At 65.3% G+C, this 23,098-nt stretch carries 25 protein-coding genes; 20 read left to right on the top strand and 5 right to left on the bottom strand.

Annotated features, from left to right (window positions below; genetic code table 11):
- Positions 1-153: 153 nt before the first annotated feature.
- The 4 genes from msuE (at position 154) to BXA00_RS22065 (ending at position 3,924) form a co-directional block, all read left to right on the top strand.
- Entirely contained in the window at positions 154-735 is a 582-nt protein-coding gene (gene msuE, locus BXA00_RS22080; protein WP_076520537.1) for an FMN reductase, read from the top strand.
- A 169-nt stretch (positions 736-904) separates the two neighbouring features.
- Positions 905-1,888 (top strand): DUF1852 domain-containing protein, encoded by a 984-nt coding sequence (locus tag BXA00_RS22075; RefSeq protein WP_076520536.1) that lies wholly within the window; start codon positions 905-907, stop codon positions 1,886-1,888.
- A gap of 27 nt (positions 1,889-1,915) precedes the next feature.
- Entirely contained in the window at positions 1,916-2,944 is a 1,029-nt protein-coding gene (locus BXA00_RS22070) for a methionine synthase (protein ID WP_076520535.1), read from the top strand.
- A 218-nt stretch (positions 2,945-3,162) separates the two neighbouring features.
- Positions 3,163-3,924, top strand: a complete 762-nt coding sequence (locus BXA00_RS22065; RefSeq protein WP_076520534.1) for a trans-aconitate 2-methyltransferase — start codon at positions 3,163-3,165, stop codon at positions 3,922-3,924.
- Positions 3,925-4,071: 147 nt separating this feature from the next.
- Here BXA00_RS22065 and guaA read toward each other — a convergent pair whose 3' ends face one another.
- Positions 4,072-5,664, bottom strand: a complete 1,593-nt coding sequence (gene guaA / locus BXA00_RS22060; protein ID WP_076520533.1) for a glutamine-hydrolyzing GMP synthase — start codon at positions 5,662-5,664, stop codon at positions 4,072-4,074.
- A 100-nt stretch (positions 5,665-5,764) separates the two neighbouring features.
- A complete protein-coding gene (gene guaB, locus BXA00_RS22055) occupies positions 5,765-7,225 on the bottom strand; it encodes an IMP dehydrogenase (protein WP_076520532.1) in 1,461 nt (486 codons plus the stop codon).
- A gap of 202 nt (positions 7,226-7,427) precedes the next feature.
- Between guaB and BXA00_RS22050 the strand changes: the two genes are divergently transcribed.
- The 4 genes from BXA00_RS22050 (at position 7,428) to BXA00_RS22035 (ending at position 9,577) form a co-directional block, all read left to right on the top strand.
- Positions 7,428-8,048, top strand: a complete 621-nt coding sequence (locus BXA00_RS22050) for a DUF2239 family protein (RefSeq protein ID WP_076520531.1) — start codon at positions 7,428-7,430, stop codon at positions 8,046-8,048.
- Positions 8,049-8,195: 147 nt separating this feature from the next.
- A complete protein-coding gene (locus BXA00_RS22045; RefSeq protein ID WP_076520530.1) occupies positions 8,196-8,405 on the top strand; it encodes a hypothetical protein in 210 nt (69 codons plus the stop codon).
- A gap of 221 nt (positions 8,406-8,626) precedes the next feature.
- Positions 8,627-9,004, top strand: a complete 378-nt coding sequence (locus BXA00_RS22040; protein ID WP_076522066.1) for a DCC1-like thiol-disulfide oxidoreductase family protein — start codon at positions 8,627-8,629, stop codon at positions 9,002-9,004.
- 72 nt (positions 9,005-9,076) lie between these two features.
- Positions 9,077-9,577, top strand: a complete 501-nt coding sequence (locus tag BXA00_RS22035) for a hypothetical protein (protein ID WP_076520529.1) — start codon at positions 9,077-9,079, stop codon at positions 9,575-9,577.
- A gap of 63 nt (positions 9,578-9,640) precedes the next feature.
- Here the strand turns inward: BXA00_RS22035 and BXA00_RS22030 are convergent, their stop codons facing one another.
- Both BXA00_RS22030 and BXA00_RS22025 read right to left on the bottom strand, forming a co-directional pair.
- Positions 9,641-10,756 (bottom strand): PHB depolymerase family esterase, encoded by a 1,116-nt coding sequence (locus tag BXA00_RS22030; RefSeq protein WP_076520528.1) that lies wholly within the window; start codon positions 10,754-10,756, stop codon positions 9,641-9,643.
- 27 nt (positions 10,757-10,783) lie between these two features.
- The gene (locus BXA00_RS22025; RefSeq protein WP_076520527.1) at positions 10,784-11,206 is read right to left on the bottom strand and encodes a CopG family transcriptional regulator; all 423 of its coding nucleotides are present in this window, start codon (positions 11,204-11,206) and stop codon (positions 10,784-10,786) included.
- A gap of 186 nt (positions 11,207-11,392) precedes the next feature.
- On the opposite strand from BXA00_RS22025, the gene BXA00_RS22020 reads away from it, so the two are divergent.
- Positions 11,393-11,776 carry a hypothetical protein gene (locus tag BXA00_RS22020; RefSeq protein ID WP_076520526.1) on the top strand — a complete coding sequence of 128 codons (384 nt, stop codon included), beginning with the start codon at positions 11,393-11,395 and terminating at the stop codon, positions 11,774-11,776.
- Between the two features lie 13 nt (positions 11,777-11,789).
- On the opposite strand, the gene BXA00_RS22015 is transcribed toward BXA00_RS22020, so the two are convergent.
- Positions 11,790-12,701, bottom strand: a complete 912-nt coding sequence (locus BXA00_RS22015; protein WP_076520525.1) for a LysR family transcriptional regulator — start codon at positions 12,699-12,701, stop codon at positions 11,790-11,792.
- A gap of 173 nt (positions 12,702-12,874) precedes the next feature.
- Here BXA00_RS22015 and BXA00_RS22010 point away from each other — a divergent pair, with 173 nt between their 5' ends.
- The 11 genes from BXA00_RS22010 to BXA00_RS21960 all read left to right on the top strand — a co-directional run bounded on the left by BXA00_RS22010 (position 12,875) and on the right by BXA00_RS21960 (position 23,045).
- Complete coding sequence (locus tag BXA00_RS22010; protein ID WP_076520524.1) at positions 12,875-13,870, top strand: tripartite tricarboxylate transporter substrate binding protein; 996 nt, start codon at positions 12,875-12,877, stop codon at positions 13,868-13,870.
- A gap of 56 nt (positions 13,871-13,926) precedes the next feature.
- Positions 13,927-14,892, top strand: a complete 966-nt coding sequence (locus BXA00_RS22005; protein WP_076520523.1) for a 2-hydroxyacid dehydrogenase — start codon at positions 13,927-13,929, stop codon at positions 14,890-14,892.
- A gap of 129 nt (positions 14,893-15,021) precedes the next feature.
- Positions 15,022-15,315, top strand: a complete 294-nt coding sequence (locus tag BXA00_RS22000; RefSeq protein ID WP_076520522.1) for a hypothetical protein — start codon at positions 15,022-15,024, stop codon at positions 15,313-15,315.
- 225 nt (positions 15,316-15,540) lie between these two features.
- Positions 15,541-15,759: a hypothetical protein gene (locus BXA00_RS21995; protein WP_076520521.1), complete on the top strand. Its 219-nt coding sequence runs from the start codon at positions 15,541-15,543 to the stop codon at positions 15,757-15,759.
- Between the two features lie 81 nt (positions 15,760-15,840).
- Positions 15,841-16,521 carry a class I SAM-dependent methyltransferase gene (locus BXA00_RS21990; RefSeq protein WP_076520520.1) on the top strand — a complete coding sequence of 227 codons (681 nt, stop codon included), beginning with the start codon at positions 15,841-15,843 and terminating at the stop codon, positions 16,519-16,521.
- A 169-nt stretch (positions 16,522-16,690) separates the two neighbouring features.
- Positions 16,691-17,668 carry a LysR family transcriptional regulator gene (locus tag BXA00_RS21985; RefSeq protein ID WP_076520519.1) on the top strand — a complete coding sequence of 326 codons (978 nt, stop codon included), beginning with the start codon at positions 16,691-16,693 and terminating at the stop codon, positions 17,666-17,668.
- A complete protein-coding gene (locus tag BXA00_RS21980) occupies positions 17,665-19,134 on the top strand; it encodes an NAD(P)/FAD-dependent oxidoreductase (protein ID WP_076520518.1) in 1,470 nt (489 codons plus the stop codon). The genes BXA00_RS21985 and BXA00_RS21980 overlap by 4 nt, the downstream gene beginning before the upstream one ends.
- Positions 19,131-20,105 (top strand): ABC transporter permease, encoded by a 975-nt coding sequence (locus BXA00_RS21975; RefSeq protein WP_076520517.1) that lies wholly within the window; start codon positions 19,131-19,133, stop codon positions 20,103-20,105. The genes BXA00_RS21980 and BXA00_RS21975 overlap by 4 nt, the downstream gene beginning before the upstream one ends.
- A complete protein-coding gene (locus BXA00_RS21970) occupies positions 20,102-21,019 on the top strand; it encodes an ABC transporter permease (protein ID WP_076520516.1) in 918 nt (305 codons plus the stop codon). Before BXA00_RS21975 ends, BXA00_RS21970 begins: the two co-directional genes overlap by 4 nt.
- Entirely contained in the window at positions 21,016-22,029 is a 1,014-nt protein-coding gene (locus tag BXA00_RS21965; RefSeq protein WP_076520515.1) for an ABC transporter ATP-binding protein, read from the top strand. The genes BXA00_RS21970 and BXA00_RS21965 overlap by 4 nt, the downstream gene beginning before the upstream one ends.
- A complete protein-coding gene (locus tag BXA00_RS21960; protein ID WP_076520514.1) occupies positions 22,026-23,045 on the top strand; it encodes an ABC transporter ATP-binding protein in 1,020 nt (339 codons plus the stop codon). Before BXA00_RS21965 ends, BXA00_RS21960 begins: the two co-directional genes overlap by 4 nt.
- The last annotated feature ends 53 nt before the right edge of the window (positions 23,046-23,098 follow it).

Here is a 23,098-nt window from a genome sequence, read left to right as displayed (position 1 = left end):
TAGTATCCGTTCCCATTGATCGTTCGCATGTTTGCAACCGGACCTTGCCATTAATCAAGACTTGAATTCACGAGCACCCGCGCCGCTTCCGGCGGCGCACACGCATACGGCATTGCCGCAGCGGCGCGTGGATCCATCTTCATGAAGCCCAGAATGACACGCCCTCTCCATCTAGTCGCAGTTTCCGGCGGACTGCAACGCCCCTCCAAATCCGCAGCCCTGGCGGATCACCTGCTGGACCTGGTCGCTGACCAACTCCCGTGCGAACAACGCCTGGTGGAACTGGGCCAGCTTGCGCCGCAACTTGCTGGCGCGGTCTGGCGCTCCCACCTGCCCGAGACGGTGGAGCGCGAACTTGCGGCGGTCGAGCAGGCCGACGTCCTGGTGGTGACCACCCCGGTCTTTCGCGGCTCTTACACGGGCCTGTTCAAGCACTTCTTTGACTTCATTCACCAGGACGCCTTGATCGACAAGCCGATCCTGCTGGCTGCCACCGGCGGCAGCGAACGCCATGCACTCGTAATCGACCACCAACTGCGGCCTCTGTTCAGCTTCTTCCAGGCCCGCACCTTGCCGCTGGGCGTCTACGCGACCGACAAGGATTTCGCCGATTACCGCCTGCAGGACGCAGCCCTGATCGAGCGGGCCAGACTCGCAGTCCACCGCGCAATGCCTTTGATCGAAATGGCGCGCCAATCGGCAACGGCCGACGCCGAGGAAGCGGTCGCGGCCTGAAGCCATCCCGGCCCACGCAGCCTCCCCCCCGGCGGAGGTTGCAGGGTCTTCCAATCCGACTTATGCCCCTGAGCACCCACCGCAGGCGCGCTTCCCGCGTGTCGCGTCCGTTCAGAAAGCGGCCTTAACTCTCCGCACACTTTTCGCAAAATCAGCGCAGCAGACCACCATGAGCAACGCGTTCACATTCAATATCAAGAGCATCCGTTTCGACGAGAACTATCAGCCGTCGGACAGCACGCGCATCACGACCAACTTCGCCAATCTGGCCCGGGGAGCAAGTCGCCAAGAGAATCTGCGCAACACCTTGCGGATGATCGACAGGCGCTTCAACAACCTGGCGCATTGGGACAACCCGACCGGGGACCGCTACGCGGTCGAACTCGAGATCATTTCCGTTGAAATGAACATGGGCGCCGAAGGCGGCAACGACGCCTTTCCGCTGATCGAAATACTGCAAACCCATATCGTCGACAAGAAGCGCAACGAACACATCGAGGGCATCGTAGGGAACAATTTCTCCTCTTACGTGCGCGACTACGATTTCAGCGTGCTTCTGCCGGAGCATAACAACGACAAATCCACCTTCAGCACCCCGGACGATTTCGGGGTGTTGCACGGCAAGCTGTTCAAGCACTTTGTGAACTCAAGCGCCTATAAAGAGCGCTTCAGCAAGCCGCCTGTCATCTGCATCAGCGCGTCGAGCAGCAAGACCTACCATCGCACCGAAAACCACCACCCCATCCTGGGCGTCGAGTATCGGCAAGATGAGTTCTCATCGACGGATCAGTACTTCGAAAAAATGGGGTTGCAGGTCCGCTACTTCATGCCCCCGGGCAGCGCCGCCCCCCTCGCCTTTTATTTCCAAGGCGATCTGCTTGGCAGCTATACCAATCTGGAACTGATCAGCCTGATCAGCACGATGGAAACGTTCCAGAAGATCTACCGCCCCGAAATCTACAACGCCAATTCCGCGGCAGGCAGGCTCTATCGACCGAGCCTGAAGAACCCGGACTACTCCTTGACGCAGATTGTCTATGACCGCGAAGAGCGCAGCCAGCTCGCCGTCAAGCAAGGGAAATTCACGGAAGCGCACTTCATCAAGCCCTACAAGAAAGTGCTCGACAACTGGGCAGCCAACTCCGCTCTCTAAACACTCGACATACACGGAACACTGATCATGAAAAAACTCCTGCCCACTTCGACCGCCGGCAGCTTGCCGAAACCTTCCTGGCTGGCCCAGCCCGAAAAACTCTGGTCGCCCTGGAAACTGCAGGACGAAGAACTGGTCGAGGGCAAACAGGACGCCCTGCGCCTGGCGCTGCAAGAACAGCAACATGCAGGCATCGATATCGTCAGCGACGGCGAACAGACCCGTCAGCACTTCGTCACCACGTTCATCGAGCATTTGAGCGGCGTCGATTTCGAAAAGCGTGAAACCGTCCGGATCCGCGATCGCTATGACGCAAGCGTCCCCACCGTCGTCGGCGCCGTCAGCCGCCCAAAGCCGGTTTTCGTCGAAGACGCCAAGTTCCTGCGTCAGCAGACCAGGCAACCCATCAAATGGGCGCTGCCTGGCCCCATGACGATGATCGACACGCTGTACGACGCCCACTACAAGAGCCGTGAAAAGCTGGCCTGGGAATTCGCCAAGATCCTGAACCAGGAAGCCCGCGAACTGGAGGCTGCCGGCGTCGACATCATCCAATTCGACGAGCCGGCATTCAATGTCTTCTTCGACGAAGTGAACGACTGGGGCATCGCCACCCTGGAACGCGCCATCGAAGGGCTCAAGTGCGAAACCGCCGTGCATATTTGCTATGGCTACGGTATCAAGGCCAATACCGACTGGAAGAAAACGCTGGGTTCCGAATGGCGCCAGTACGAGGAGTCCTTCCCCAAGCTGCAGCAATCCAGCATCGACATCATCTCGCTGGAATGCCACAACTCGCATGTGCCGATTGATCTGATCGAACTGATTCGTGGCAAGAAAGTGATGGTGGGCGCGATTGACGTGGCGACCGATACCATCGAAACGCCGGAGGAAGTGGCCAATACCTTGCGCAAGGCGCTTAAGTTTGTGGATGCCGACAAGCTGTATCCCTGCACGAATTGCGGCATGGCGCCGCTGTCGCGTCGGGTTGCGAATGGCAAGCTGAGTGCGTTGAGCGCGGGTGCGGAGATCGTCCGGAAAGAGCTTGCGGGCTGATGCCGATCTGAAAAACTGAAAAAGAAACGGCGCTGATGCGCCTTTTCCTTTTTTACACAGCGGGCAGAATTGGCTGCAAGCCACTACGACGATCAATAAGTCTGCCTTAATCGCTTCGCTTTTTTCCGACCACACCAACCCCATCGTTGATCGCGGCAGATGCGCGGTATGCCCAAGGCATTTGCGGTAGCATCCCCGACTTGGCATGGAGAGCAAGAATGCAAAACAGGTACGGAAAACTCGCCTCTTGGATCTATCACCTGGATAAGCCCATTGGCCACTCCTTTGGCGATCTCGAGTACTACCAGCAGCGTCTGACCGATTGTGAAGGTCCCATATTGGAGCCGGCGGTCGGCAATGGCCGCATGTTCATACCCTTGCTTGAAATGGGCTTCGCCATCGAAGGCTTCGACGGCTCACAAGACATGCTCGAATATTGTCAGCAGGAATGCCGGAACCGGGGGCTTCTCAATACCCCTACACTTCAGACATTCGAGCAGTTCAGCTACGACCAACGTTTCGCGGCCATCATCATGCCTGCTGGATCGTTTCAGTTGATCACGGAAACCGCCTCGGCGATGACCGTACTCCGGCGGTTCTGGGATCACCTGCTCCCCGGCGGAAGACTCATCATGGACATCGACCCCGTCGAAAGCATCGTCGCAGAGGCAAATGCTGCACGCAGTTGGACGGTGGGCGGCGACAGTCTGCTCACGTTGACCAGTCATCGAGCCGATATCGATTACGTCAAACAAACGACGCTCTCCCATCTGCACTATCAGCACTGGCAAAGCGGCATTTTGCAGTCCGCAGAGATTGATCTGTTTCGCTTGCGCTGGTGGGGTGTCGACGAGTTGGCATTCGCAATGCGCGAGGCGGGTTTTGTGGATGTGGTGGTATCGGGTGATTATCAGCACGGCCGCCAACCCTGCAAGGGCGACCGGATCATCAGTTTCGAGGCGGGTCGACCAAGCCGGTGAGTTTTGAATTGGGCATCCTTGGTGAAACCGCCGGTACTGACATACGGCCCACGATCATCCTTGTGGCGGCCGCCAAGAACCTGGAACACGCCGTAAAAAAAGGCGCCGAAGCGCCTTTTTATTACCGCGAACTCAACTGCCGCAGGATCACTCCCACTCAATCGTCGCAGGCGGCTTGCTCGACACGTCATAGACCACCCGATTAATCCCACGAACCTCATTAATAATCCGCGAAGAAACCCGAGCCAGCAGCGGATGCGGCAGCGGCGCCCAATCGGCGGTCATGAAGTCAAACGTCTGCACTGCGCGCAGCGCCACGACATACTCATACGTCCGCCCATCGCCCATCACGCCCACCGACTTTACCGGCAGGAACACCGCAAACGCCTGCGAGGTCAGCTCGTACCAGGTCAAGCCGCTGGCCTCGTCCTTGGTGTTGCGCAGTTCTTCGATGAAGATCGCATCGGCGCGGCGCAGCAGTTCTGCGTACTCGTGCTTGACTTCACCCAGGATGCGCACGCCCAGACCCGGACCGGGGAACGGGTGGCGGTAGACCATCTGCGGCGGCAATCCAAGCGCCACGCCCAGTTCGCGGACTTCGTCCTTGAAGAGTTCGCGCAGGGGTTCCAGCAACTGCAGGTTCAGCGTGTCGGGCAGGCCGCCCACGTTGTGGTGCGACTTGATGGACGTGGCCTTGCCCGTCTTGGCGCCGGCGGATTCGATGACGTCGGGGTAGATGGTGCCCTGGGCCAGCCACTTGGCGCTTTGCTGCTTGCCGGCCTGTTCCTGGAACACTTCGACGAATTCGCGGCCGATGATCTTGCGCTTGGCTTCGGGGTCTGCCACGCCGGCCAGCTTGCCCATGAATTGGGCGGTGGCGTCGACGTGAATGATCTTCACGCCCATGTTTTCAGCGAAGGTCTGCATGACCTGCTTGCCTTCGTCCAGGCGCAGGAGGCCGTGGTCCACGAAGACGCAGGTGAGCTGGTCGCCGATGGCCTTGTGGATCAGCGCGGCGGCAACGGACGAATCCACGCCGCCGGACAGGCCGAGGATGACTTCGTCGGTGCCGACCTGCTCGCGGATGCGGGCGACGGCTTCAGATACGTAGTCGGGCATGTTCCAGTCGCCCGAGCATTCGCAGATTTCGTTCACGAAGCGGGCCAGCATGGCCTTGCCCTGGACGGTGTGCGTGACTTCGGGGTGGAACTGGACGGCGTAGAAGCGGCGGTCTTCGTCGGCCATGCCGGCGATGGGGCAGGACGGCGTGGACGCCATCAGCTTGAAGCCCGGGGGCAGCTCGGTGACCTTGTCGCCGTGGCTCATCCAGACCTTGAGCATGCCGTGGCCTTCGGGCGTGCTGAAGTCTTCCAGGCCTTCGAGCAGCTTGGTGTGCCCGTGGGCGCGGACTTCGGCGTAGCCGAATTCGCGGTGGTCGGAGAAGCTGACCACGCCGCCCAGTTGCTGCGCCATGGACTGCATGCCGTAGCAGATGCCCAGGACGGGGACGCCCAGTTCAAACACGGCGTGCGGCACGCGCATCGAGCCCTCTTCGTAGGCCGAAGCGTGGCTGCCGGACAGGATGATGCCCTTTAGGCCCTGCGCCATCTGTTCGCGCACGAAGGCGTCGTCGACGTCGCCAGGGTGGACTTCAGAATAGACGCCGGCCTCGCGGACGCGGCGGGCGATCAGCTGCGTGACTTGCGAACCGTAGTCGAGGATAAGAATGCGCTGGTGCATGGAAACTCTACCCGTTGGAAATAAAACCGCACCGGCAGACCCGCTGTTCGTTGCGGTTCTGCCGGTGCGCGATGCATGACATTGTAGTTGACTGTGCGGATCAGTCGGCGCGGTAGTTGGGCGCTTCCTTGGTGATCTGCACGTCGTGCACGTGGGACTCGCGCACGCCCGCGGAGGTGATCTCCACGAATTCGGCCTTGGTGCGCATGTCGTCGATGGTGGCGGCGCCGCAGTACCCCATGGAGGCGCGGATGCCGCCGACCAGTTGGTAAATGATGGCGAGTACGCTGCCCTTGTAGGGGACGCGACCTTCGATGCCTTCGGGCACGAGCTTGTCGGCGTTGTTGGACGGATCCTGGAAGTAGCGGTCGGCCGAGCCGTCCGTCATGGCGCCCAGGCTGCCCATGCCGCGGTAGGACTTGTACGAGCGGCCCTGGAACAGCACGACTTCACCCGGGGCTTCTTCGGTGCCGGCGAACATGCCGCCCATCATGCACGCGAATGCGCCGGCGGCCAGCGCCTTGGCGACGTCGCCCGAGTAACGGATGCCGCCGTCCGCGATCAGCGGAACGCCCGTGCCTTCCAGCGCCTTGGCGACTTCGGAGATGGCGTGAATTTGCGGCACGCCGACGCCGGCCACGATACGCGTGGTGCAGATGGAGCCGGGGCCGATACCGACCTTGACGCCGTCGGCGCCGTACTCGACGAGCGCACGCGCGGCAGCCGCGGTGGCGATGTTGCCGCCGATGACTTCAACCTTGGGGTAGTTCTGCTTGACCCAGCGCACGCCTTCCAGCACGCCCTTGGAGTGGCCGTGCGCGGTGTCGACGATGAGGACGTCGACGCCAGCGGCGACCAGCTTTTCCACGCGCTCTTCGGTGTTGCCGCCCACGCCCACCGCCGCGCCAACGCGCAACTGGCCTTGAGCGTCCTTGCTGGCCATCGGGTGTTCGGTGTTCTTGACGATGTCCTTGACGGTGGCCAGGCCACGCAGTTCAAAGCCGTCGTTGACGATCAGCACGCGCTCCAGGCGGTGCTTGTGCATCAGGGCCTGCGCTTCGTCGAGCGTGGCGCCTTCCTTCATGGTGACCAGGCGTTCCTGCGGCGTCATGATGTTGCGCAGGGGCTGATCCAGGTTTTCTTCGAAACGCAGGTCGCGGTTGGTGACGATGCCGACCAGCTTGCGGCCTTCGACGACCGGCAGGCCCGAGATGCCATGCTGGCGCTGCAACGCAATGGCGTCGCGCACTTTCATCTGGGGGGTGACGGTGACCGGATCGATCACGATGCCGAACTCGTGGCGCTTGACGCGAGCCACTTCACGCGCTTGGGCGTCGGCGGAGAGATTCTTGTGGATGATCCCGATGCCACCCTCTTGCGCCATGGCGATGGCCAAACGCGATTCGGTGACGGTGTCCATGGCGGCGGACACGAGGGGGATGTTCAGGCTGATATTGCGGGTAAGGCGCGTGGCCAGGGAGGTGTCGCGCGGCAACACCTCGGAATACGCAGGCACCAACAACACATCGTCGAAGGTGAGCGCTTTTTGAACGAGACGCATGGGTAACTCCGGGCGCAAAGCAAGATTATACGCCGTCAGCCCGATTTGACTAGGTGTTCTCCCTAGGTTTCGGACGGATATTTATCGCCTCGGCAGCGACCCTCGCTGTTCCGGATTAATTTTACCCGGATTATATTGACAGCAATTTTTACCCGGACAATAATTGAATCACGAAATTCACCCGGATATAAAAGATACAGCGATGAACCTACCCCTTCCCTCCGACCCGCACACCGCCTTTGAAGGCCATCGCATCCTGGCCGCCGGCGCACTTGCCGACGTGGCGCTGGCCGTCAAGCGCGCCATGGCGGCGCGCGGGGACCACACGATTCTTGTCTTCCAGGATTCGACCGGCAAGCAGGTGGACCTGGACCTGAGTGGCAACGAAGCCCAGATCGTCGAACGGCACACGCCAGCGGATGCCGCCGATACCGTCGCCCCGGACCAGGAGCCGGATGCGGAACCGGACAGCGCCCCCCGCGGCCGGGGCCGGCCCAAGCTGGGCGTGGTGCCGCGCGAAGTGACCCTGTTGCCGCGCCACTGGGAGTGGCTGGCCTCCCAGCCCGGCGGCGCGTCGGTGGCGCTGCGCAAACTGGTGGACCAGGCGCGGCGCGACAACGAGGCGCAGGATGCGAAACGCCAGCGCCAGGAAGCCGGCTATCGGTTCATGTCCAGCATGGCCGGCGACCTGCCCGGATTCGAGGAAGCCACGCGCGCCCTGTATGCGGATGACCGCGAAGCGTATGCGCGGCAGGTCGAGCAATGGCCGCGGGACGTGCGCGACTACGCGATGAGCCTGGCCTGGGGCGCGCCCGCGCAATGAGCATGCTTGCCGACCCGCGGCCGTTCGTTCCCCGCCACGGACCTGAACCGCCCGTCCGGCTGTTGCAATTGATCCCTGGAGAATCCCCAGGACCGGGCGTAACGTGAAAGCGCGGCATATGCCGCGTCGCCTTCGCAGGTACGCATCATGACGCCCAACACTCCCCGCCCCGATTCCCGCCATGCAGCGCCCGCCGCCGCGCCCGACCCCCGTGCGCCGCCGCAGGCGGACAAGGCGCGGGCCAAAGCCGAGCATCAGCATGAAGACGCGCGCCGCAAGGCGCTGGTCGGCTCGCAGCACAAGGAAAACACGCGCGCCGTGGCCGCGCCGCGCTATCACGGACACCGGGGCGGATAACCAGCGGCCCGCAGCGCCCGCGCTACGTGCCGTGCGCTTTCTTCGGACTCGATGCACGCGCGTCGGGCCCGGGACGCACGGCGCCCGCGCATCTCCAGACCTTGGAACTGCCTGAATACCGGATTTCCGGACTGCGGATTCGCCCCTTGTCCGGACTGCCAAACCGTCAAACCGGATTTATGAGGTATGTTCGTTCCTGGAACTACCGACGGATCCCGATGATGCAGTCCGACGACAATTACCTCCTCTACGACGGCGATTGCCCCTTCTGCTCGAACTACGTGCGGATGGTGCAGTTGCGCAAGGCGGCGGGCCCCATCGCCATGCTGAACATGCGCGACCATCCCGACCTGGCCGCACGGCACCGCGCGCAGGGCTATGACCTGAACCAGGGCATGATCCTGCACCTGGACGGCCGCGATTACTGGGGCTCGGACGCCATACACCGGCTGGCGTTGCTCAGCACGGGCAACGACCTGTTCAACCGCGTGAACGCCGCCATCTTCAGCAACGCCTGTCTGTCCAAGGCGCTCTACCCCTTCATGCGCACGGGCCGCAGCCTGACGCTGACGCTGCTGGGCAAGAAGAAAATGCCCTGATGCGCGCATCGTGCCGGCCGCGCGGGATGCGCGGACAACGCTTCTGTATCCCTTCAATCTGGAATTGACCCGATGCTCTACATCACTGGCGCCGTGCTTCTTGCGCTTACGCTAGGTTCCGTCGTCTATCGCCGCAGGCAGCGCAGGGACGGAGATACAGCCCGCGCCATTGGCCGCGACATGGCTGCCGGCGCCGCCATCTTTGCGTTCGTCGGGCCGCCCGTGGGCATTGCTGTCATTGCCCTGTTCATGGCCGTCGTCGCCTGGAGCTCGGATGGCCTGATGTTCGGGATTTTCGGGCTGCCCTGGGCTTATATCTTCGGCATCGTGCCGGCCATGTTTTGCGGGCTGACCGCGGGCGCCCTCAAGCCGCTCGCGCCCTCGTGGCTTGCCATTCTGCGCATGGGCGCGATTGGCGCGGTTTATGCCTTTGCGTTTCTGCTGACCTTCGGCGGACGCGACCTGTCCTGGTCGTCGACGCTGTTTCCCCTGTACATGGGCGCCGTGCCCGCCGCCGTCGCCGGACTGGCGTGCGCCCGGCTGCTCTACGGCAAGCCCGCGCCGGTTCGCTAGGCCGGTTCCGTTTCGGCGAAGGCGCGGCGTGTTTCCGCGCGCCGCGGTGGCGGGGTCAGCGGGTCAGTGCTTTCCGGCCGAGCCGCGCTCGAAGAAGAATCGCAGCATCTGCGCCGTGGCGTCCGGACCGGCGCCGTCCGTATAGGAGCCGTTTGGCGTCCCGCCGGCCCAGGCATGGCCTGCGCCATGGACGTCCCAGCGTTCGGCGACGATGTCGCCCGCCGCATTGCGGTACACGTGCCGCGTGCTGTGGCGCTTGCCGGTTGCGCCCGCCACCCGCTGGGTCTCGGCGCGCGCCCCCGCCCCCGCCCCCGCGCTGGCCGCGATCACGCTTTCGGCGTTGCCCGGATGCACGGTGGCATCGCGGTCGCCGTGGAAGACGATGGTCGGCACGCCGCTGCCCGCTTGCCCGGCGGGCGCCACGCCCGCGCCCTTCATGGCGGACAGCGCCGACGGAAGATCCGACGCAGCGCCCGCGGCCAGACCCGAATGCACGCCCGCCGCGGCATAGAGCTCGGGATAGGCGCCGGCCAGGATCGCGGCCATTGCCCCGCCCGCCGACAGGCCGGCGACATACACGCGCGCCGGATCGATGGGATGGGCCGCCATGACCTCGCGCGTCATGCCCGCCAGGATGGATGGTTCGCCACGGCCCTGCTGCTGGTGGTTGTGCTTGAACCAGTTCCAGCATTTCTGGGGATTGGCGCTGCGCGATTGAACCGGGTACAGCACGTAGAAGCCTTGCTCGCGCGCGGCCTCGTTCATGGCGGTGCCCGCCGCGAAATCATCGGCGTCCTGCGTGCAACCATGCAGCATGACCACCAGCGGACGCGGCGCGCCATCCGGATTGGGCGGCACATACAGCTTGTAGGCGCGCTGGCCGGATGAATTGCGGAAGGATCCCGCCGTGAACGTATCGGCCGAGACGGCGGGTCTGGGCGCGGGCCGGGCGGCATCGCCAGGAATGTCCGGCGCCTTATCGGGCGCGCGGGCGGAGTCCGGGACCTCCCAGGCTTGGACGTCGATGACGTCGCTGGCGTCCACATCGTCCTGCCTGCGCAGAACGGCAGGGGGACCGCCACGCAGCGCGGCCTGGATCGCGGCGGTGGCTGCCGCCAGATCGCCGGACCGGGTGAGCTGGGTGGCCTGATGCATGAGTTGCTGGAATTCAGGGTGCATGGTGTGTCCTTTTTGCGGCGTGTGGGATCAGCGGATGCGCTGACGCAGGGCGGCTTTGACGGCGGGGCTGGCATGCAGTGCGCCCAATACCGTCAGGGATTCGATGGTGGCAAGCGCGAGTTCAGGCGTGACATCGGACGCGATGGTCGCCAGGCCCAATACGCGGATCTGGAGCATTTCGCCCGCGGCCTGGACCGCAAGCAGATCCTGGGCGGTGTAGTGCTGGATACCCAGCACCAGCGTTTTTCGGCTGACGGCCTGGCGCACCGCGTCGCCATGGGTGGCAAGTTGGTTGCGGATCGCGGTGCGGATCAGGTCTGTCCGGTTGGCGTAGAACCCTTCCTGCACGAGCAGATCGATCTGGCCCAGGTCGACGTAACCCAGGTTGATCGTGATTTTCTCGTCGGCAGGCTTGGGGACGGAGGCGAGTTGTGAGGTGCGAGGCGGCATGAACGGAGAATAAAACCATCCACTTGGATGGTCTATGGATGTTTCAACTTGATATATCCGCCTCGATCCCGCGGGCCTGACCGGCCGAGAAAGCGGGAAATCAGCGGCCGATCACCCGCCCGGATTCACCGATGCACTACAGTCTGTCCAGGCACAACGCCCACCCAAGACCAAAAGGAACACATCATGGAAAATCCATTCGGCGACGCCGACGAGCCGGCTGGCGACCATCGGCAGTATCTGGTCCTGATCGCGGCGTCCAAAGACAATGCCGCGCTGGCGCAGAAAATCCTTGAGAACCTCAAGAGCCACGTGGACGAGCGCGCCGCGCCCTTATGGATAGACGCCAAGGGAATCGGCGTGCTGGTGACGACGGAACTGGTCGCCTCCGAGATCTGGCGCGAGATGTTCCAGAAGGCGCCGGGCCAGGACTATGGCGACACCCGCAACCTGCTCATTCTTGAAATCGGCAAGGACTGGGCCGCCCGCCGGGATGACAAGATCGAACACTGGCTGGCCAGCCACGTTGGCGCGCCGCTGACTCCGCCGCACCGCCCGAAGCGCCGCTAGGGCCGGCCCGGCATCACGCCGGTCCGCCGATACGGACAGCGCCCGGCCCGTCCACCTTCACCACGCGCTGCAGGAACGCGTCCAGCGCGGGATTGTCGTGCTGCGCATGCCAGGCCAGATACATGTCCGCGTAGAGATTGCGTTGTCCGATGGGCCGGAACGCCACCCCTTCAAAGCGCAGTTCGCGCGCCGAGTCCGGCACGATGCCCACGCCCAGGCCCGCCCGGACCAGCGCCAGCAGCGTGTGCGTCTGTCCGGCGCGCTGCACGTACTGCGGCTGCACGTCGGCCAGACCGAAAGCGCCGACGATGCGGTCGTAGAAGTACTTCCCTTCCCGGGGCGAATACAGCACGAACGGTTGCCCCTGCAGCAAGCGCAGCGGGACCGTGGCGTGCTCGCACAACGGCGAGTCCGCAGGCAGCGCCAGCACGAGCGGTTCGCGTTCGACCAGCCGGGATTCGATACCCGCCTGCTGCGGCACGCTGCGGGCCAGGATCGCGTCCAGTTCGTGTGCCAGCAGCAGTCGGCTCAGGTCCGTGGTCACGGTTTCACGCAGCTGGATCTCCACGCCCCCGAGCAGCTTGCGCGCCTGCATGATGAGAGACGGCATCAGCCGATACGCGGCCACGGCGGTGAAGCCCAGCGTGATGTGCCCGGCCTCGCCGCCGGACGTGCGGCGCGCGGTGGCGGCGGCCTGCGCCGAAAACTCCAGCAGATGTCGCGCATCGCGCAGGAAGCGCCGGCCCGCGGCGCTGAGCAGGACCTGACGGCTGTTGCGCTCGAAGAGGGTCACGCCCAGGTCCTGCTCCAGCAGCTGGATCTGGCGCGACAGCGGCGGCTGCGTCATGCACAGGCGCTCGGCGGCGCGGCCGAAGTGCAGTTCTTCGGCCACCGCGATGAAGCATTCGAGCTGGCGGAATTCCATCGATCCAATCCTTGAATTGATTGATGCTATTTATAGCTCGAACGGCTATCCATGGACACACCTCCCTATACTCGGTCGCAGGGTCGGAATCCGCCCCGTCAAGCATCAGGAGCCCGCCCCGCAGCACCCTTTTTTGCGGCCCCGCCGCCATCAACGCCATAAAGAGAAAATCCATGGAGACAAAGAACACCGCCCGGATCCGCGTCCGGCTCCTCGCCGCGGCGCTGGCCCTGGCCGCCACCGCCGCCCTGCCGCACGCAGCCAGCGCCGCCGGCTATCCGGAGCGCCCGATCAATCTCATCGTGCCCTTCTCGCCGGGCGGGGGCACCGACATTTCGGCGCGCCTGCTGGCGGCGGCCCTGGGCGAAAAATTCTCGTCATCGGTGGTGGTGGACAACCGGCCGGGCGCCGGCGGCCAGATCGCCGCCGACCTGGTCGCCCGCTCCCAGCCCGATGGCTACACGCTGCTGTTCGCCAACTCCGGGATGCTGGCGATCAACCCCTGGATCTACAAGCTGCATTCCGACCCGGTCAAGGCGTTTGCGCCCGTGTCGCTGTTCTCGGACCTGCCGTTCGTGCTGGTGGTGCCCGCCAGCCTGCCGGCCAAGAACGTTGCGGAACTGGTCTCGCTGACCAAGTCCCAGCCGGGCAAGCACACCTTTGCCAGCTCGGGCACCGGCGGCGCGCCGCACCTGTCCGGCGAGATCTTCCAACAGGCCACCGGCGTGGATCTGGTGCACGTGCCTTACAAGGGCGGCGGCCCGGCGATGACCGACCTGATGGCCGGCCGCGTCGACATGCTGTTCGCGTCGGTCCTGGAAACCATGCCCTACGTGACGGCCGGCAAGCTGCGCGCGCTGGCGGTCACGGGCGCCACCCGCTCGCCCGCCATGCCGGACGTCCCCACGATCGACGAAGCAGGCGTCAAGAACGCGCAAAGCGGCTCGTGGACGGCGGTGCTGGCGCCCGCCGGCACGCCGCAAGCGGTGATCGACAAGCTTTCCGAGGCGATCCGCGAGGTGGCTGCCGACCCCGCGGTCAAGGCCAAGCTCGAATCGCAGGGCGCGGTCGCGCATGGCTCCACGCCGAAGGAACTGCAGGATCTGGCGGCCCGCGAGCGCGAACGCTATGGGCAGATCATCAAGTCCCGTAACATCCAGACCAACTGACCTCGCTGTCCGGCCCGCCTCGGCGGGCCTCCTCTTACCCCCTATAAGCCGTATCCATGACCGCATCCCTACCCGCCTTCGCCGCCGACCTGCTGATGGTCGGTCCCTTGCTGCCCGAACTGACGGCCGACCTGGAATCCCGCTACCGCGTCCACCGGCTCTGGGAAGCCGACGACACCGCGGCGCTGCTGCGCGAACATGGCGCCGCCATTCGCGGCATCGCCACCAGCGGCCGCTTCGGCGCAAAGAAGGAACTGATCGACGCCCTGCCCGCGCTGGAAGGCATTTTCAGCTTCGGCGTGGGTTACGACACCATCGACATCGCGGCCGCCAAGGCCCGCGATGTCGTGGTCACCAATACCCCGGGCGTGCTGGACGCCTGCGTCGCGGACACCGCGCTGGCGCTGATGCTGGCGGTCTCGCGCCGCATAGCCGAAGCCGACCGCTTCGTGCGCGCCGGCCGCTGGCCCGCCGAGGGATTCGGCCTTGGGTCGCGCATGAGCAGCAAGCGCTGCGGCATCGTCGGCCTGGGCAACATCGGGCTGCAGATCGCCCGGCGCGCACAGGCGTTCGACATGGAAATCCTGTACACCAACCGCAAGCCGCGCCCCGATGCGCCCGCGTCCTACCGCTATTGCCCGGACATCGTGGAGCTGGCGTCGCAATGCGATTACCTGGTCCTGGCCGTACCGGGCGGCGGCGCGACGCGGCACATGGTGAATGCGCAGGTGCTGGACGCGCTGGGCCCCGACGGCTGGCTGATCAATATCGCCCGCGGCACGGTGGTGGACGAAGCGGCGCTGGTGGCCGCGCTGCAGCAAAGGCGCATTGCCGGCGCAGGCCTGGACGTCTTCGAGCATGAACCCGCGACGCCCCCTGAATTGAATGGCATGGACAATGTGGTGATGCTGCCGCACATCGCCAGCGGCACGCACGAAACGCGGCGCGCGATGGCGGACCTGATGCGCGCGAACCTGGACGGGTGGTTCCGCGAAGGCCAGGTGCAGACGCGGGTGGTGTAGGCGTATTGCAGGCGACGGCCGCCACGCGAGAGGGGGCACGACACCGGTGGGCGCAAGCTGACGAAACCCCTGATGACACGTCACCGTTTTAGGCGGACTATACTGGATATATAAACAGTATTTTCCGTCATGCCGTTCAAAGCCCCCCTCTCTCACGCCGACCTGCGCCTCATCCGCGAACGTCAGCCCTGGAACACCGACGTCATCTCCCTGCTCTGGGAGGTCAAGCGGCTGCGGTCGGTGCTGCTGCGCGCCTATCAACTATCCGGCGACTTCAAGCGCCCGGCGGGAATCACGGGCGAACTCTACGACGAATTCATGAAAGACCTGCGCACCGAGCCCTGCGTGCTTGAACGCGACGACATGACGGCCTCGCTGATGGAATCACCGGACAAGCTGCGCAAGGGGATGGTGCCGCGCTAGCTTTCCCGTATCCCGGCGGCCCCGCGCGGGCCGGGGCAGATCCCGGCGATGGCCCGGCGGCAAGAACTGGCTTGCGCGCATATCCAGGAGTATCGTCAAGACGCATTCTTGGCCCTTTCCTGGAGGCGCCCCATGCCTGACGTTCCAAACGTAGACCCGGATGTAGACCCAGCGACAGCCCCAGCGATAGCCCCGAACACAGAAATCGAGCCCGGCGCGTCCCAGATGGGCAACCTGGTGCAGTTCCTGCTGTGGATCGCGGCGCGGCCTCGCACCTATTCCGAAACCATGGAGGCGTGGCGCACCAATTGCCCGCGATTGTCGGCCTGGGAGGACGCCACCGCCAACGGGCTCATCGACATGACCCAGGAAGAAAGCCCCGTGCGCGGGGAGGCTGTGGTGGTGCTGACCGCCAAAGGCCGCGCGATGCTGATGGGGAAATAGCCCGCCCCCTGGGACAACTCCCATTCCTGGGGTCCCGGCGAGGCTGTAGCATTTTCAGGTCCTCGAAAGGAGCGCCAGGCGATGAGCGGGAAGGTTGATTTCGATGAGCACACCGAAAATTACAACAAGCTTCTGCGCGAAAGCGTCGGCTTCTTTTCGGAAAACGACGCGTACTTCGCCCGATACAAGGTCGAACTGGTCCACAAGGCCATCCCGGCGCCGCCGGCCCGCATCCTGGAATACGGGTGCGGCATCGGCCGCAACATCCCCTTCCTGAAGCAGTATTTTCCGGACGCCGTCATCGAAGGCTCGGACGTGTCGCCCGCCAGCCTGGACATGGCGCGCCAGGAGCACCCGGACAACACCTTCTTCCTGGAAGACGGTTCGTACGAAGGCGAAGGCTACGACTTGATCTTCGTTGCCAGCGTCTATCACCACATCCCCCCGGCCGAACGGCAGGCCGCCACCAACAGTCTGGCAAGGCGCCTGAAACCGGGCGGGTCGGTCTACGTCTTCGAGCACAACCCCTACAACCCGGTGACGCGGCGCATCGTGAATAACTGCATCTACGACTCCGACGCCGTCCTGCTCAAGCCCGCCGAGCTTAAGTCCCTGATCCGGAAGGCGGACCTGGACCTGACCGCCTTGGCGTACTGCCTTTTCATTCCACCGAAACTGTCGGCCCTCATGTGGATGGAAAAGCACCTGGGCTGGCTGCCGCTCGGCGGCCAGTACTGGGTCTGCGCCACGCGCCCGGGGTAGCCCGCCACAGCGCGCCGGCGCCCACGGTGCCGGCCAGCCGCCTGAAATAACTCGGCGTTATGAACTTCCCTAAGGTAAACCCCATTAGGGAATTTGCTTATGCGCTTTAATTATTTGCAAAGCGCATACTTGAGCCGCCAGAATTCGTCCTTGGCATAAATCAACACCCATGGAACTTCGTCAACTCGAGGCCTTTGCGGCCGTCATGTCCACGGGCAGCGTCACCGCCGCGGGACGGCTGCTTGGACGCTCCCAGCCCGCGATCAGCCGTTTGCTGCAAGAGCTGGAGGCCGAGATCGGCTACCCCCTGTTTGCGCGCAGCGGTCCCCGCGTGACGCCCACCGAGCAGGGCTTTCTGCTGTATGACGACGTTGAACGCGCGCTGGCCAGCCTGCAGCAGATCCGCAGCCGCGCGGAAGAAATTGCGCGCGGCCATGCCCAGCCGCTTCTGGTGGCCGCCACCTCCGCCCTGGCGGCGGGACTGGCGCCGGCCGCGCTCAAACGCATCGAAGACCGGGTCGGCGCCGCGCGCATCCAATTGCGCAGCGCATCGCCCGAACGCGTGGTGCACGCCGTGCTGTCAGGCGCCGCCCAACTGGGCGCGACCAGCCTGCCGCTGGAGCATCGCGGCCTGACGGTGCATTGGATCGGGCAGGCCCCCTGCGTGGTCGCCCTGCCCGACGATGATCCGGTCGCGCAACAGTCCGTCGTGCCGGTGTCGGCCCTGGCCGGACGCCGCCTCATCACCATGGCCAACCCCTATCGCCTGCGCCGCCGCCTGGACGCCGCGCTGGCGCAGAACGGGCGGGCCCTGGGCACCATCGAAACCAATTCGTCCATCAACGCCCTGGCCGCGGTACGCGCCGGCCTGGGCGTGTCGGTGCTGGAACCCGTGACCGCCTACGGCTCGCCCATGACGGGCGTGGCGATCCGGCCCATCGACCTGGACATCCCCTTCTTTTTCGGGGTCATCACCCCCCAGTCGCAAACGCTGACGCCGGCCTGCCAGGCCATGGCGGACGCGCTGGCCGACGCCGCCGCCGCGCTGCTGCCGGGCTTCGTGCTGCACGATGCCTCCGAGCATTCGGCGCTGTTGCAGTCGATCTACGGCGATGACGCCCCTGTCATGGAAACACCCGCACTATGAATCTTCCCCTCGCCACCCCGCCGCAAGGCCTGCCCGCCCTGGAGGCGCGCCTTCGGCAAGACCTGTCCTGGCTGGAACTGCCCGCCAAGAACTGGGTGACGCCCCGTCTGGTCGACGGGAATCAGGTGCTGGACGTGGCCATCATCGGCGGCGGCATGGCGGGTCTTGCGGCCGCCGCGTCGCTCAAGCACCTGGGCATCGATGCGCCGATCTTCGACCAGGCGCCCGAAGGTTATGAAGGCCCCTGGGCCACCACCGCCCGCATGGAAACGCTGCGCTCGCCCAAGCAGTTGACCGGCCCCGCGCTGGGCCTGCCCGCCCTGACGTTCCGCGCGTGGTTCGAAGCGCAATTCGGGCTGGACGCCTGGGAAGCGCTGGACAAGATCCCGCGCCTGCAATGGATGGACTACCTGCGCTGGTACCGCCGCGTGCTGGCGCTGGACGTGCGCAACGAACACCGCATCCTGTCGGTGCAGCCGCGCGCCGACAGCCTGGTCGCGCTGGACATCGAATCGCCCGCCGGACGCAGCACGGTGCTGGCCCGCCGCGTCGTGCTGGCCACGGGCCGCGACGGCCTGGGCGGCGCGTACGTGCCCGACTTTGCGAAGAAACTGCCGCGCGACCGCTGGGCGCACTCCTCCGACGTGATGGACTACAACACCCTGGCCGGCAAACGCGTGGGCGTCGTGGGCGCGGGCGCATCCGCCATGGACAGCGCCGCGACCGCGCTTGAAGCCGGCGCCGCCAGCGTGGACCTCTTGATCCGCCGCAACGACATTCCCCGCATCAACAAAGGCAAGGGCGCCGGCAACCCCGGCTTGACCCACGGCCACCTGACGCTACCCGACGAATGGAAGTGGAAGATCCGCCACTACATCAACGCCGCGCAAGTGCCGCCCCCGCGCGGCAGCACGCTGCGCGTATCGCGCCATCCGAACGCCTTCTTCAACCTGGGCTGCGGCGTGCAGGACCTGGCGCTGATCGATGACGAGATCCACGTCACCACGCCCAAAGGCGTGTTCGTGCTGGACTTCCTGATCTTCTCCACGGGCTTTCGCATCGACTGGACCGTGCGCCCGGAATTCGCGCCGCTGGCCCCGCACGTGCGCGCCTGGGGCGACCGCTACACCCCGCCCCCCGGCGAGGAAGACCAGGAACTGCATGACTCGCCCGACCTGGGCGCGGTCTTCGAACTGCAGGAAAAGGTCCCCGGCGCCTGCCCCGGCCTGGATCGGGTGCATTGCTTCTCGTACCCCGCCGCGCTGACGCAAGGCACCATCTCGGGCGACATCCCCGCCATCAGCGAAGGCGCCAAGCGCCTGGCGCAAGGCATTGCCGGCCTCCTCTACCGCGAAGACGTCGCCACGCACTACGCCAACATGGAAGCGTTCTCCGAGCCCGAGGTGTTCGGCGACGAGTGGACCCCGGCCCCCGCCCCGGCCGCGCAGGCGGAGACCGCGCAATGACCGCATGGCTGCTACGCCGCGTGGCGCAGGCCGCCGTGGTCGTGTTCCTGATGACGCTGATCGTCTTCGTGGGGCTGCACGCCATCGGCAACCCCGTGGACATCCTGATCGGCCAGGACGTGGACCAGGTGGACCGCGCGCGCATCATCGCCGAACTTGGCCTGGACAAGCCCCTGTGGCAACAGTACCTGGCCTTCCTGAACGGGGCGCTGCACGGCAACCTGGGCAACAGCTTCGTCTACAACATCCCCGCGATCGAGCTGGTGATCCAGCGCCTGCCGGCCACGCTTGAACTGGCCATCACCGCGCTGTCCTTCGCCGTCATCATCGGCCTGCCGCTGGGCCTTTTCGCCGGCCTGTATCCCGACAGCCGCGTGTCCAAGACGATCATGGCGGGCAGCATCGTCGGCTTCTCGCTGCCCACCTTCTGGGTCGCGCTGATGCTGATCATGGCGTTCAGCGTGTCGCTGGGCTGGCTGCCGGCCAGCGGCCGCGGCCAGACGGTCGAGTTCCTGGGCTTCCAGTGGTCGTGGCTGACGGCCGACGGCTGGCGCCACCTGATCCTGCCGGCGTTCAACCTGTCGCTCTTCAAGATCTCGCTGGTGATCCGCCTGACCCGCGCCGGCGTGCGCGACGTGATGCCGCTGGACTTCGTGAAATTCGCGCGCGCCAAGGGCCTGTCGCCTTTCCGCGTGGTCTGTGTGCACGTGCTGCGCAACACCATGATCCCGCTGGTGACGGTGCTGGGCCTGGAGCTGGGCTCGACCATCGCGTTCGCCGTCATCACCGAAAGCATCTTTGCCTGGCCCGGCGCCGGCAAGCTGATCCTGGACAGCCTGAACGCGCTGGACCGCCCGGTGATCGTGGCCTATCTGATCGTGGTGGTGTGCCTGTTCGTGACGCTGAACCTGATCGTCGACATTCTGTACAAAGTGCTGGACCCCCGGGTGCGGCTGGAGGCCACGGCATGAGTTCCGTATCCCAAACCGCGCAGGCGCCCGTCCTGCGCCGCGAGTCGCCATGGCGCCGCAACCTGGCCGAGTTCCTGTCGTCCAAGACGGCCGTGCTGGGCCTGGTGGTGGCGACGCTGCTGATCCTGGCCGCCGTGCTGGCGCCCTGGATCTCGCCGCAGAACCCCTATGACCTGCTGCAGATCGACGTGCTGGATTCGCGCCTGCCGCCCGGCACCATGAACGGCCTGGAGACCTTCCACTACTGGCTGGGCACCGACGGCCAGGGCCGCGACCTGCTGTCGGGCATCCTGTATGGCCTGCGCATCAGCCTGATGGTGGGCGTGGGCTCGGCGCTGATCGCCGGCGTCATCGGCACGCTGCTGGGCCTCCTGGCCGCCTACGCCGGCGGCAAGGTCGACGCCTTCATCATGCGCCTGGTGGACCTGATCCTGTCGTTCCCGTCGATCCTGGTGGCCATGATGATCCTGGCCTATCTGGGCAAGGGCGTGGGCAACGTGGTGCTGACGCTGGTGATCCTGGAATGGGCCTATTACGCCCGCACCGCGCGCGGCCAGGCCCTGGTCGAGCGCCGCCGCGAATACGTCGAAGCCGCCCGCTGCCTGGACATCCCCAACTGGCGGATCATGCTCAAGCACATCCTGCCCAACTGCCTGCCGCCGCTGATCGTCATCGGCACCTTGCAGATCGCGCGCGCCATCACGCTGGAAGCCACGCTGAGCTTCCTGGGCCTGGGCGTGCCCGTGACCGAACCGTCGCTGGGTCTGCTGATCTCCAACGGCTTCCAATACATGCTGTCCGGCGAATACTGGATCAGCTTTTACCCCGGCATCGCGCTGCTGATCACCATCGTGGCGATCAACCTGGTGGGCGACCGCCTGCGCGACGTGCTGAACCCGAGGACCCACAAATGACCGACCGCTCCGCCCCGGCTGGCGCGCCGGCCACGCTTGAAGTGCGCGACCTGCGCACCCACTTCCATACCCGCGCGGGCGTGCTGCCCGCCGTGGACGGCGTCTCCTTTACGCTGGAACGCGGCAAGATCCTGGGCCTGGTCGGCGAGTCCGGCTCGGGCAAGTCCGTGACGGGCTTTTCCATCATGGGTCTGGTCGACGCGCCGGGCCGCATCGTCGGCGGCGAAGTCCTGTTCCAGGGCCGCGACCTGACCAAGCTGCCCCCGCGCGAACTGCGCCGCCTGCAGGGCAACCGCATCGCCATGATCTTCCAGGATCCGATGATGACGCTGAATCCCGTGCTGCGGGTGGACGTGCAGATGATCGAGACGGTGCGCGCCCACAACAAGATGAGCAAAGAGCAGGCCCGCATCCTGGCGCGCGACACGCTGGGCATGATGGGCATTCCCAGTCCGGAGGAGCGCCTGCGGGCCTATCCGCATCAACTGTCCGGCGGCATGCGCCAGCGCGTGGCCATCGCGATTGCCATGCTGCACCGCCCGGACCTCATCATCGCCGACGAGCCGACCACCGCGCTGGACGTCACCATCCAGGCGCAGATCCTGTCCGAAGTGCAGAAGCTCGCGCAGCAACACGGCACCAGCCTCATCTGGATCACGCACGACCTGTCCGTCGTCGCTGGCCTGGCTGACGACGTGGCCGTCATGTACGCCGGGCGCATCGTCGAACACGGCAAGGTCGACGACGTGCTGGACCGGCCGCAACACCCGTACACGGTGGGGCTGATCGACAGCCTGCCCAGCAACAACGCGCGCGGCCAGCGCCTGCGCCAGATTCCCGGCATGACACCGAACCTGCTGCACCTGCCGGCCGGCTGTGCGTTCGCGGCGCGCTGCGCGCGCGCCACCGCCGCCTGCGGCCAGCAACCCGGCATCACCCAAGCCCTACCCGAACACAACGTGCGCTGCTTCCATCCTTCCATCCAGATCCACCGCGAGGTGGCGGCATGAGCGCGACCGCCCACGCCCCCACCCCGCTGATCGACCTGCGCCAGGTCAGCAAGCGTTTCGGCGAACGCAAGATCGGCGCCGCCGGCCGCGCCATGCAGTCGCTGGGCCTGTCCAAGCCGCCCGCGATCACGCGCGCGGTGGACCACGTGGACCTCATCGTGAATCCCGGCGAAGTCGTCGGCCTGGTCGGCGAATCCGGCTGCGGCAAGTCCACGCTGGGCCGCATCGCCGCGGGCCTGCTCACGCCGTCGGGCGGCGAGGTGCGCGTCAACGGCGTGCGCCCCGCCGACATGAATGCCGCCGAGGCCCACGCCGCGCGCCTGAAAGTGCAGATGATCTTCCAGGACCCCTACGCCAGTCTCAACCCGCGTCTGCGCGTGGACGAGATCGTGGGCGAAGCGGCCCGCATCCACGGCCTGGTCGGCAACGGCGACTTCGACGACTACGTCAGCGCGCAACTGGAACGCGCCGGCCTGGACCCCGCCCTGCGCCAACGCTACCCGCACCAGTTCAGCGGCGGCCAGCGCCAGCGCATCGGCATCGCCCGCGCGCTGGCCGTGCAGCCGTCCATGCTGGTCTGCGACGAGGCCGTGGCCGCGCTGGACGTGTCGATCCAGGCGCAGATCCTGAACCTGTTCATGGACCTGCGCGAAGAACTCAACCTGACCTACCTCTTCATCAGCCATGACCTGGGCGTGGTCGAACACCTGTCCGACCGCGTCGTCATCATGTACCTGGGCCGCGTCGTAGAGACTGCGACCGTGGAAGACGTCTTCCGCCGTCCCAACCACCCGTACACGCAGGCGCTGCTGGCCGAGATCCCCACCCTGAAATCGCGCCACAAGACCTTCACCGCGATCAAGGGCGAGATTCCCAGTCCGCTCAACCCGCCCGGCGGCTGCCATTTCCATCCGCGATGTCCGCATGCGATGCCGCGCTGCAAGACCGAAGTTCCCACGCTCAAGGGAATTGCCATCAACCACCTGAGCGCCTGTCACCTGAACGACATGGCCTGACGATCAATGGCCGCGGCCCCACCGCCGCGGCCGCTGGACCCACACCGTTCCCC

The organism is Achromobacter sp. MFA1 R4 (genome assembly GCF_900156745.1).
Classification (GTDB): Bacteria; Pseudomonadota; Gammaproteobacteria; order Burkholderiales; family Burkholderiaceae_B; genus Achromobacter.
The sequence above is the reverse complement of the archived record's forward strand: the minus strand, read 5'-3'. Positions and strand labels throughout refer to the sequence as shown.